The sequence below is a fragment of the Laedolimicola ammoniilytica genome (assembly GCF_025567165.1).
GTDB classification, from domain to species: domain Bacteria; phylum Bacillota; class Clostridia; order Lachnospirales; family Lachnospiraceae; genus Laedolimicola; species Laedolimicola ammoniilytica.
In genome coordinates, this window is record NZ_JAOQKC010000022.1 from 45,715 (window position 1) to 56,553 (window position 10,839).

The window sequence follows — 10,839 nt, forward strand, 5'->3', positions numbered from 1 at the left end:
AAAATTATAATTAAAAATTCAATCTTCCGAAATTCCTTGATTTTTCAAGGCTTACCGCCTATCAAATATCAAAACCTTATGTATTTTCCCTTGTTTTTGCCCTTATGAGCCGAAACAAGGGAATTTTTTATGCTTCGCCCACAACCTTATCCAAGAGCCTTGCGGAAGTCCGCTTCGCTTCTCTGGTAGAGTGGGCATAAATGTTCATTGTGGTACTGACATCAGAGTGTCCGAGAAGTTCCTGCACATCTTTGGGTTTTGCACCGCCCGAAAGCAGATTGCTTGTGTAGGTATGGCGGAGTGTGTGGAAATGAAAGTCCTCCAATCCCTCAACCTCTGCTTTTGCCTTGCGGCAAATCTGACCGACTGCACTTGCAGAAACAAAAGCACCGTCCTCTTTTAAGCAGACAAAGGATAATTCTCTGTCATTTTCGGGCGTTTCCTGTGTTCTTTGCAGACTGTAAACCTCATAATAAGTACGCCCTTTTTCTTTGACCGTCTTACAGTAGTTCAGATGATACAGTTCGCCATAAAGGAAACGGTTTTTATGCTGTTCTGTTTTTACTTTCCGTAAGATGTCCGCCAATGTGTCACAGAAATCAACGGTACGGACTTTACTGCGTTTTGTCGTGCCGACTTCGTGCTTATGCCTTGTGCCATTGTACCGCATACTGCGTCTTACGGTTAGATACTGCTCGTCAAGGTTGATGTCCTGCCAAGTCAGACCGCAGACCTCTCCGATACGCAAGCCTGCATAGTAGGCTATCTGCACCGCAAGCAACGCAGGGTGTTTCTTTTGGGTTAAGAAGTCCGTCAGTTTTTGGTATTCCCCGTGTGTAATGGTAGGAACAGGAACAATATCTTCTTCGCTGTCCGAGAAAATATCTGTTTCCTCTTTTCTGCCACGCAACTTCACATACTGCATCGGGTTAAAGGTTATCAGCCTTTTCGGAAATACAGCAAAACGAAATGAATTTTGCAGTACCGCCGAGAATTGCAGCATATAGCCTTTACTCATCGGCTTTGAAGTTGTACCGCCAGGATTTATCCCTCCGTAACTCATCAGGTCGATAAACGACTGTAAATGGTCGGCAGTCACGGTTTTCAGTTTTCGGCTGCCAATGGGATATTTTTTAATCTTTTTGACTGCCGCCATATATGCCATAACCGTACCGTTGCTAAGGCTGCCGGGCTTCAGTTCTTCCTCTACCCACATATCCAGCATTTCGCCAACCGTGATGTTTTCGGCTTTCCCGACAAACTTCTTTTCCTCATAGTCAGCGATTGCTTTTCTGAGCAGGGCTTCTGTTTCAGACTTGCTTTCTGTTCCCACAAACTCTTTCTGTACTTTTCTGCCGCTTTCATCTTCGATATAGAAGCGTGCGTACCACTTTTTACCTTTTTTTCTTACAGAACCTTTTGCCATAGATAAATTTCTCCTTTCTATCCGTGGCAATCGGGACTGTGACATATGGTGTGCGTAAAGTAATAGTGTCACTTATGCCGATGAATGTCAATCGGCATTTTCACTTGTCAAAGTGCCACGGAATTTTTCTTTTTCAGCAACCCTTTCCTCGGCTGCTGTCACTATCCCGAACAGGTCGCCCATCTTTACAGCGGTGCGTCCCTCATCGTAGATATGTAAAATTCCATCTAAAAACTGCTTCATATTCTCGATAGGAAGTTCCATTTCTTTACGGTAAACTCTTTCCATAATCGCCCCTGACTCAATCGCATAGCGGCGTAAGGACTGCTTTAAGCCCTCGTCCTCCGCTACACGGTCAACCTCAGCCATAGCGTCTGCAAAGTGATAAGTCATAACCGTATAGAGGTCAATCATCTTTCCGAGGAATGTGGTGAGCAGCTGTTGGTGCGGTTCTCCCTTTACCACAGAAGAAACGGTATCAAGATAATTTTTGATATGTTCCTCCATATCCTTTGCACATAAAGTGTGGCTGTCGTATTCCTTATCTTCGGAAAGTCCTGTCAGCCATTCGGGAGTGGTCAGGAGTGCTTCTGCCAGTCCGTTGATAATCATTGTACGCTTCGGGTCTACACCGTCCGCTTCATATCTCTGAATGGTAGATTTGTTTACTCCGACACGCTTACCAAGTTCGGGCATTGTTAAGTTTAACTCTGTTCGGCGTTCTTTCACTCGTTCACCGACCTGTTTTGCGGTGAATGTAATTTCTTGTTTCAAGGTTTTCACCTCCTATTGATGATAGTATAGCACAGAAAAACTTATTTTGCAACCATAAATTTAATAATAGGCAAAAATATTTCTTGATAAGTTGCAAAACAAGTTGACAAGAGATAGTAAAATAAGTATAATTACAGATACATAGTTGCAAAATGCGTATTTTGAAAGGAGGTTGATAAAATGAGCAACATCAAAATGGGTTTAACCATAGAAGAAGCCGCAGAATGTACGGGTATCGGAAGAAATACAATGCGTAAGTTGGTAGACTGGGGCAAACTTCCCGTCCTCAAGGTCGGAAGAAAAGCGATTATCCGCAGGGATACTTTAGAGCGATTTATGAGCGTCAATCAGGGAAGAAACCTGCTCAATGAAAACGATGTTCGCAAAGTAGAATAACCATTCTCCAAGCCCTCGGCGTTTGAGAGCGAAATACACCCCTCGCACAAATCTTCGAGTTGTACTCTGGTTATTTCGCCCTTGCAGGGGGCTATGTATCACAGCTTCGGACAATGCACCGCCGCTATGATACAGAAGAAAACAGCACGCTGTTTTCTTCGCTGTCCGTCTGCTTACGCTGCCGAAACAGCAGCAACCGATTTCTCGGTTGCAAAAAGAGTATGCCCGTCACGGGAGGAAGGAGTATATGGCAAGACACAGTTTTATACAGATGTCAAAGCTACCCAATGTCAAGGGAAGAATATCCTATATCACAAGCCACGCAAGACAGGAAAATCTCTATGCCACCTACCGCATCGCCGACAATGAATTTTGGAGTAACCTTGCAAGGGAAAGCCAGCAGGAATTTAAGCGAAGCGGTACGGAGGGCAAATGTATTGAAGCAAGGGAATTGATTATCGCCCTGCCCGAAGTATATACAAAATACGAGCCGCAGGAAGTCCTTGAAGATTTTACGGAGGAGTTCCACAGGCGGTATGGTGTAGAGTGCGTGTCAGCCCTCCACCACAACAAACGCAAGACAAACTATCATATCCACCTTATCTTCAGCGAAAGAAAGCTGCTTCCTGAACCTGACATCAAGATAGCCACACGCAGCGTGTTCTATGATGAAACAGGCAAAAGGGTACGCACCAAGAAAGAAATCACAGGGGAGGACGGACAGATACGAAAAGGCTGCACCGTCATTAAAAAGGGCGAGGTTTACGAAAGCCACCTCTTTACCGTGAAAGATGATAAATTCAAAAGCGAGCCTTTTCTTCGGGAGGTAAAAGAGATTTACACTGACCTTATCAATCGCCATATTGCTGATCCCGAACAGCAGTTAAAGGTATTTGATAAGAACAGCGTTTATCTTCCTACCAAGAAAATCGGTAAGAACAATCCCAAAGCCGCCGAGATTGAAGCCGACAACGCCGCAAGGCAGGAATGGAACAGGACGGCGGATATGGCATTGTTATCGGGGATTGAGGAAACAAAGATACTGGAAATCAAGAAAGAGGAAATCCACCAAAAGGCAAGTCAGTCCATTAAAGAAAAGGGCTGGCTGCCTACCTTGTTCCGCAGCATTATCGGCAGGGCAAAGGAGCTTCTGCAAAGCCTTATCCGAGAAAAGGATATGCCGCCCAAGCCTACGCTGGATATGGATATGGCGGAATTTCGACGCATGAAAAATCTGATGATAAAGGCGCAGGAGGGCGCAAGGGAAATCCGCCGTTTGCAGGACGATGTTCTCCCGAAACTGAAAGCGCAGCTTGCAGACACAAAGGGGCTTTTCAAAGGCAAGGAGCGTAAAGCCCTGTCCGAGCAGATACAGCAGACGGAAAAGGAAATCGCTGCAAAACTGGATATGCTGCCCGATATTCTGAAAGAGGACGGTTATCCCGATGTGCAGGCGTTCATGCGTACTTTCCGAGAAATGGAAAGCGTTGTGGAACAGTACAGCCGTGACCTTGCCGAGTGGGAGCGTCAGACCAGCAGGAAACCGTCAGCCGCCGCCAAAGAGCAGCGCAGACCACCCGAAAAGCAGAGCGTATTAAAACATTTGCGGGAGATACAGGATAAAAATAGGCAGAAACCACCCCAAAGACAGCGCAAAAAATCCATTGACAGAGATAGCCGATAGATATGGAAAAACCGCCGTTATGGTGTTACCCATAGCGGCGGTGGTACATAATTATTTGCTGACTGCAAGCGTGATTTTCATATCCTGAACATTGATGATTGTTTCTTTTTTGCACTTCGGACAGTAGAGAGGAAAGTTTCTCATCTCAGTATTTTCCTGTATCATTGTTCGGGTTTTATTGCCGCAGACAGGGCAAAGTATCCATTCTGTTTTCATAATGTCGACCTCTTTGCGTTTCTCACTAATGGGAAAATATGAAATCTATATCATTCAATTTCAGTTAGAAATCTAAATTCCCCAATCCTGACTAATCATTTGCAGCTTTACCATATGCGGATAAATTTTGCCTGTGTTCATCAGTTTTTCCGGCGTTCCCTGTTCGGCAACCGTACCGTTTAAAAGCACAACCACTTTATCTGCGCCGCTTACGGTACGCATACGGTGGGCGATAACAAGTACGGTCTTGTCCTTTATCAGTCTTGACAAAGCAGCCTGTATCAATGTTTCATTTTCCACATCAAGACTTGCCGTTGCTTCATCAAGTAAGATAATAGGGGAATTTTTGAGAAAAGCGCGGGCGATTGAAATTCTCTGCCTTTCCCCGCCAGACAATTCGCAACCATTTTCACCAATCATACTGTTATACCCGTCTGGGAGCTTTTCTGCAAATTCTTCACAATTTGCTAGTCTTGCCGCCGCAATTACTTCTTCGTCGGTCGCGTCCTTTCTGCCTATTCTGATATTCTCCATGATTGTGTTGTTAAACAGCGTCACATCTTGAAATACGATAGAGTACAGAGACAGCAAGGTTTCCGGCTCTATTTTCGATATATCCATACCACCGACAGTAATCTTCCCTTTGTTTATGTCCCAAAACCGCGAGGCAAGACGCGACACCGTAGTTTTTCCGCCGCCGGACGGTCCGACTAAAGCGGTAACTTCTCCCTGTTTTGCCGTAAAAGACACATCTTTCAATACGGTTTCCCCAGTATTATAAGCAAATCCTACATGGTCGAATACAATGTCATAACCTTTATTTATCAGTTGATTTTCCCCTGTCTGAATAGGTTGGTCAAGGATTTCGTTCATGCGGTCTATGTTCGTTTTCGTAGAGATTACCGCAGCAAGATTTTGCAATGCGCCTTCAAGCGGGGCATAAAGCCTTGAAGCTACAAGCAAGAACATAAAAAACAGCGGAATATCAATTTCTCCACGAATAAGCAGCGTAGAGCCTACAAGCGCAACCGTAGCAATTCCAAACTTTAATATTAGTGTTGAAGAAACAACAAAAAGTGCTGTTCCAAGTTCTGTTATAATGTGCCGTTTTTCTACATAGTCAATTTTTTTGTCAAGTCCTTTCAGATAACTTTCTTCCGCATTGTTTGATTTCAAGTCCTGTAAACTTTCGATACACTCTTGTACACCGCTTTCAAGCGCGACATTTGCCGCTACAGATTTACAGTTGAAGTATTCCTGTATGCGAGCTGAAAAGAATGTGATTGTAAATGCAATCGGTAAAACCCACACCGCCGCAAGAGCCATTCGCCAGTCGTAAGCAAAAAGGCAGATTGCAATTAGTGTTGTTGAAATGAGGGAGCCTGCCAATGCGGGTACATAATGGGAGAATGCAGTTTCAAGCGTAGCACAGTCTCCCATAATAGAATTGGTTAAATCCGCAAGGTCTTTTTTGCCAAAAAAGGACAACGGGATTTTGCGTAGCCGTTCCGCTAAGGATATACGCCTTACCCCGCTTTCCACATAAGTCGCTAAGTAAGTGGCGTTATATTGAAACCAAGTCGCAATAAATATAAGGCATAAGCAAACCAAAGAACCAACCGCATAAAAAGCAATGCGGCTTCCATTCAAGTTCCCATTCATGGTGTCAATGACAAAGTAATAGAGCAATCCCACAGGGAGCATAAAGGATATATCCTGTACGACGCAGGCAATACAGCCTTTTATCAAATCGACAGCCCCCTGTCTTGATAATGCAAAACGTCTTTGCAATGTCTTAATCATGCGTTTACCTCCTTTGCAATCTTCCATTCTGCCGCTTCGGAATAATCCTTCCACATTTTTGTAAATATGCCGTTTCTTTCTATCAGTCCGCTATGTGTGCCGCTTTCGACAATTTCACCGTCTTGCAGTACATAAATGCAATCCGCGTCTGTGATTGACGACAACCTGTGTGCAATCATAATGACGGTCTTTCCCTTTGAAAGCGCGGATAAAGCCTGCTGTACGCGCACCTCATTATCGGGGTCGGCAAATGCGGTCGCTTCATCAAGGATTATGATAGGCGCATTTTTCAAAATCGCGCGGGCAATCGCTATTCTTTGCTGTTCGCCGCCGGACAGATATACGCCTTTTGCGCCGACAACCGTATCAATGCCATTCGGTAATTTTTCAATAATATCCAAGCACTGTGCAGCTTCCAAAGCATGGGCGATTTCTTCGCGTGTAGCGTCAGGCTTTGCCATACGCACATTTTCCAATATGGACGCTTTGATAAGTCGGCTGTTCTGAAATACAAAGGACACCTTATTCATCAATGTTTCTTTCGGAATGTCGCATATGTCGATATTCCCTATCAGTACGCGCCCTTTTTGCGGGTCAAAAAATCTTGTGACGATATTTGCAAGCGTTGTCTTGCCGCCGCCGGACGATCCTACCAATGCGACTGTCTGCCCCGGTTTTATGGAAAGAGATACATCATTGAGCGCGTTTTTCTTTCCGTCATAGCTGTAACTAACGTGTTCTAATGTAATCCCATTATCTTTAGGGATATTATTCACGCTGCTTTCAGATAATGGTTTTTCGTTCAGCACTTCATTAATCCTGTTAATTGCGTCGCCTACAATCATTGCGTCCTCGCTCATAAACATAATTTTTGTGAGCGTCGTACCAATGACGGGCGTAATCACAATATAGAAAATAAGGTTTAACAGAAGTTCATTTGTTACGCCGCCCCTTGTAAAGAGAATACCTCCGGCAATCAGAAACGCGAATACACTGTTAATTGCCGTTGTATAGAACATCATAGGCAGACGCAGCCCCTTTGTGTATGCGATTACCCATGTTTCGTAATTGTCTATCGCGTTTTTGAAGCGTTTGAAAGAAAAGATTGTCTGTCCGAAAGTCTTTACTACGGGTACGCCCCGCACATATTCAACGGCTTCATTTGACATATCGGCAAGCGCATTTTGATATTGTTCCATTCGCTTTTCCATGTCTTTTCCTGTCATTTTCATCATAATCAGAAAACCAAGCACAACGGGAACAAGGCTTAAAAGCCCTAACCGCCAGTCAAAAGCAAGCAACAGGAAAAGTAGCCCTATAGGGGTGGCAATCGCCCCCGCTTTGTCGGGAAGCCTGTGTGCAAGATACGTTTCCGTAGCAGCACTGGAACCGTTTACTATTCTCCGCAGCTTTCCACTTCCATACTTCTCCGTTACTCCGAGCGGCAATGCTGCAATATGGCGCATAAGCTCTTTTCGGATATTAGCGGCAACCCGGAACGCGCTCAAATGCGAACACATCAAAGCGGCTATGTAAACAACAATAGAGATAACTGCAAACAATACGGCAGACCAACCGTAGCCTGTGACATTCTCCGCCTGTGAGAAGTCCGGGGAAACCTCCAGTATGTCGTGAATAATACACCATATATACCAAAAAGGTACAAGAGCCAACAGTGCACTCATTACAGACAGTACCCAAGAAAGATAGGTCAATATCTTATGCCCTCCGGCATAACCCATCAGTCTTGATAGATTTGACTGTTTTTTCATTGATAAAACCTCCTTGAAAATTTTTTATGATACGAGAACAAAATGAACGTCCTCCAATATCCTCATTTCAGTTAGTGTTGCCCTTGTGAAGTTAGCAGTAACTAACCTGTGTATAAAAATTATAGGGCAGATTGCCCTAACGAATTTATTCATTTTTATTGCCCCATAATTTTCATCCACCCGGCGGTATAGAAATCTCTCATTTCTTTCAAATAGTGCTTTGCTTCTTCAAGAGGCATTTCATGTATAATCAGCTCAAAAAATGTATTAAACATTCCTGTAATCAAGATATGCTCCAACCGTTCATCAATGGGGGGAGCAGGTCTGCCTATCTTTTCAAGAACTGCTAAATAATCATGTGTTCCTTTTGTTTCTATTTCCACCATTTCATCAATCAATTTTGAAAAACGTGTTCCCTCCGAACAGCAAAGTATGAGCTTAAATTCATTCAAGTGTTCATAGGCATACAAGAGCATTTCATACATACATTCGCCGGAAGTAGAAGTAAGATTGTTAGGTTGTTCTTCTGGCGGAATTTCAGCAAATTCTTTTTGAGCCTTGCAAAATCGTTCCAGTAAAAAATTGTAGTGTTCGCCTACCAATGCTTCAAACAAGTCCTCTTTACTATCATAATAGCCATATAAAGCCCCTGTGGTTACGCCTGCTTTTTTAGCAATATTTCGTAATGAAGCAGATGTGAAGCCTTTTTCAAGAAATTCCTGTATAGCAGCCGATAAAATCATCTGCAATGTCGTTTTTTCTTCGTTGCTCATTTTTAATCCTCTTTTTATAACACTATTATATAACATCGTTATAATAGCACCTCGCAAAAACTTTGTCAATTCCCCAATATTATTTTCCACTATCCAAATATCATTTTCTGTCTGCTCAGAGATGTAAATTTCATTATCTTTTTGTTTGAAAAGGTGTTAAATGACCGTCTTTCAGTTAACACCCCTTGAAAGTGCGTTTACCCCCCATATATTCAAGGACTTTCGCCTGTTTCGTCCATTTGCCCTCGTAAATTGTGCCCCTTGTTAGATAACGGGGACTTTGAATGGCTTGCAAGCATGACGGGATTACTTCGCCAGTTGCTGAAATTGTGAGCGTATCCGTTAAGTATATCAGGTAAAATTTAAAAATTGTTTTACTTTCGAGCAACCACACAAAGCCAGCCTTTAGCATTTTTGTTCGTTTCTATATGCGTAAATCCTGCTTTTTCCAAAGAATATTTAATCTCTTTGGAAGTATAAATTTTCATTCCTTTTATAATCTCTGTCCATTTTTTATCTTTGTCATTTTCGCCATTTGACTCATTACAAACCATAAAAATTCCACCTTTTTTTAGCACTCTATATATCTGGCTAAAACTTTGGTCAATATCAGACCAAAAATATATTGTTTCAAAAGCAGTTGCTAAGTCAAAGGTTTCATTGGCAAAAGGAAGTTCCTGCACATTTCCTTGCAGAATTTCACAATGCTTTCTTTCTACTGCAAATTTATTAACTTTTTTTGATTTTCTAACACTAACCTCTGAATAATCAATGCCAAAAACTTTACCCTTTGGACTTTTTTCTAATAGTTTTTTTATATTTGCACCACCACCGCAACCAACGTCTAATGATATATCGTTCTTATTAATTTTTATATGCTTCAATCCCCATTCTGCCATAGGAGAATGACCTATATTCATCATATTAACCATAAGGCTTCCGCCAAGTCCTTTAGGTTTACAAGTGTTTTGAAAAAAAGACATAATTACACCTCTCCTTACATCAATCAAGTTAGCTTTGACTAATTCATTCTATCATTATTATAAAATTCGTGCAATAAAGTCTTAAAATAATTGCAGAAATGAGATAGTGTATTTACGCAGGTTTTCTCAATTTAGTATCTGTTTTCAAGTCAAAGAGGGTAGACAAAAAATATTATCTGCCTACCCTCTTTTTCATCTTATAAGCGTTACATTACTATGCGTAGATAATTTCTGCATTGACGATTTCTCTTGCTCTTGCCTGTATCTCGTTTATTCTGCCAACCCACAACATCGGGCGTTCTGTTTTGAGCTGTTCAGTAACGCCCTCCTTATCAGCCATTTGCTCAACCAATCGAAACATCATCTCCGTTGCCTGTTCGTCAATATCAGCAAGATAACTGTTCAATCTGCCACTTGTGAGTAGCGTGATGTAAACTGCTTTCTTGCATTCCTGTAAATAGCGTTTGTGTCGCTGTCCCCATAAGCCGATAGGCTTGTTTTCTTTTTCGGTTGGTAAAGTAAGGCAAGGAATATAATAATCCCCCTGCAATTCATACCAAAGTCCGTTGCTTTCATCGTAAATATATTTCTCCATAGTGTTATCCTCCAAAATAATCTATTCGCACATACATCACAGTTTCCCGATTACCACACTTTGTTATATTGTGTTATCAGATTTTTCTGCCCTTGATTTTGCCCTTATGATTGTGCAGAACAAGGGTAACATTGTGTGAAATCATATAAAGGGATAAGGTGGACTGATTGCGATAAATCCTTTATTTTCAAGGCTTTCGGAGGATTTTATTAAAACTCTATGAGGTGCGATAAACACCTGTGAAATTATGAATTTCTAATTAGAATTTTAAATATGGGATGGAATTTACTGCTGCACTGGAATTTCGGATTTCAAGTCAGCAAAGTTTCATAGGCGAGGGTGCGGACAAAATTCTGGACTACTATAGGGCTTTGAAAGGAGCCTTTTTATGTATTCAAAAGAACAAAAGGATATTGC

The 10,839-nt window shown here is 42.2% G+C and carries 10 protein-coding genes; 2 read left to right on the forward strand and 8 right to left on the reverse strand.

Annotated features, from left to right (window positions below):
- Window positions 1–127 precede the first annotated feature (127 nt).
- Together OCV63_RS13920 and OCV63_RS13925 are read right to left on the reverse strand one after the other, a co-directional pair.
- A complete protein-coding gene (locus OCV63_RS13920) occupies window positions 128–1,426 on the reverse strand; it encodes a tyrosine-type recombinase/integrase (RefSeq protein ID WP_119204752.1) in 1,299 nt (432 codons plus the stop codon).
- An 87-nt stretch (window positions 1,427–1,513) separates the two neighbouring features.
- On the reverse strand, window positions 1,514–2,200 hold the full coding sequence (locus tag OCV63_RS13925) for a helix-turn-helix domain-containing protein (protein WP_158364832.1): 687 nt from the start codon (window positions 2,198–2,200) through the stop codon (window positions 1,514–1,516).
- Between the two features lie 180 nt (window positions 2,201–2,380).
- Here OCV63_RS13925 and OCV63_RS13930 point away from each other — a divergent pair, with 180 nt between their 5' ends.
- Together OCV63_RS13930 and OCV63_RS13935 are read left to right on the forward strand one after the other, a co-directional pair.
- Window positions 2,381–2,596 (forward strand): helix-turn-helix domain-containing protein, encoded by a 216-nt coding sequence (locus tag OCV63_RS13930; protein WP_004612412.1) that lies wholly within the window; start codon window positions 2,381–2,383, stop codon window positions 2,594–2,596.
- 247 nt (window positions 2,597–2,843) lie between these two features.
- A complete protein-coding gene (locus OCV63_RS13935; protein WP_158364834.1) occupies window positions 2,844–4,280 on the forward strand; it encodes a MobA/MobL family protein in 1,437 nt (478 codons plus the stop codon).
- A gap of 51 nt (window positions 4,281–4,331) precedes the next feature.
- Here the strand turns inward: OCV63_RS13935 and OCV63_RS13940 are convergent, their stop codons facing one another.
- From OCV63_RS13940 to OCV63_RS13965, 6 genes are all read right to left on the reverse strand, one after another.
- On the reverse strand, window positions 4,332–4,496 hold the full coding sequence (locus tag OCV63_RS13940; protein ID WP_054689890.1) for a cysteine-rich KTR domain-containing protein: 165 nt from the start codon (window positions 4,494–4,496) through the stop codon (window positions 4,332–4,334).
- A gap of 72 nt (window positions 4,497–4,568) precedes the next feature.
- A complete protein-coding gene (locus tag OCV63_RS13945; RefSeq protein ID WP_158364836.1) occupies window positions 4,569–6,299 on the reverse strand; it encodes an ABC transporter ATP-binding protein in 1,731 nt (576 codons plus the stop codon).
- Window positions 6,296–8,071 carry an ABC transporter ATP-binding protein gene (locus tag OCV63_RS13950; RefSeq protein ID WP_119204755.1) on the reverse strand — a complete coding sequence of 592 codons (1,776 nt, stop codon included), beginning with the start codon at window positions 8,069–8,071 and terminating at the stop codon, window positions 6,296–6,298. The genes OCV63_RS13945 and OCV63_RS13950 overlap by 4 nt, the downstream gene beginning before the upstream one ends.
- Before the next feature lie 155 nt (window positions 8,072–8,226).
- On the reverse strand, window positions 8,227–8,844 hold the full coding sequence (locus tag OCV63_RS13955; RefSeq protein ID WP_119204756.1) for a TetR/AcrR family transcriptional regulator: 618 nt from the start codon (window positions 8,842–8,844) through the stop codon (window positions 8,227–8,229).
- Window positions 8,845–9,218: 374 nt separating this feature from the next.
- Window positions 9,219–9,827 carry a class I SAM-dependent methyltransferase gene (locus tag OCV63_RS13960; RefSeq protein WP_119204757.1) on the reverse strand — a complete coding sequence of 203 codons (609 nt, stop codon included), beginning with the start codon at window positions 9,825–9,827 and terminating at the stop codon, window positions 9,219–9,221.
- Between the two features lie 214 nt (window positions 9,828–10,041).
- Window positions 10,042–10,422 (reverse strand): TnpV protein, encoded by a 381-nt coding sequence (locus OCV63_RS13965; protein ID WP_046446979.1) that lies wholly within the window; start codon window positions 10,420–10,422, stop codon window positions 10,042–10,044.
- Between the last annotated feature and the right edge of the window lie 417 nt (window positions 10,423–10,839).

Coding starts and splice junctions, on each gene's coding strand:
- OCV63_RS13920 (WP_119204752.1), bottom strand. CDS start 1,426: ATGGCAAAAGGTTCTGTAAGAAAAAAAGGTAAAAAGTGGTACGCACGC.
- OCV63_RS13930 (WP_004612412.1), top strand. CDS start 2,381: ATGAGCAACATCAAAATGGGTTTAACCATAGAAGAAGCCGCAGAATGT.
- OCV63_RS13935 (WP_158364834.1), top strand. CDS start 2,844: ATGGCAAGACACAGTTTTATACAGATGTCAAAGCTACCCAATGTCAAG.
- OCV63_RS13940 (WP_054689890.1), bottom strand. CDS start 4,496: ATGAAAACAGAATGGATACTTTGCCCTGTCTGCGGCAATAAAACCCGA.
- OCV63_RS13945 (WP_158364836.1), bottom strand. CDS start 6,299: ATGATTAAGACATTGCAAAGACGTTTTGCATTATCAAGACAGGGGGCT.
- OCV63_RS13950 (WP_119204755.1), bottom strand. CDS start 8,071: ATGAAAAAACAGTCAAATCTATCAAGACTGATGGGTTATGCCGGAGGG.
- OCV63_RS13955 (WP_119204756.1), bottom strand. CDS start 8,844: ATGAGCAACGAAGAAAAAACGACATTGCAGATGATTTTATCGGCTGCT.
- OCV63_RS13960 (WP_119204757.1), bottom strand. CDS start 9,827: ATGTCTTTTTTTCAAAACACTTGTAAACCTAAAGGACTTGGCGGAAGC.
- OCV63_RS13965 (WP_046446979.1), bottom strand. CDS start 10,422: ATGGAGAAATATATTTACGATGAAAGCAACGGACTTTGGTATGAATTG.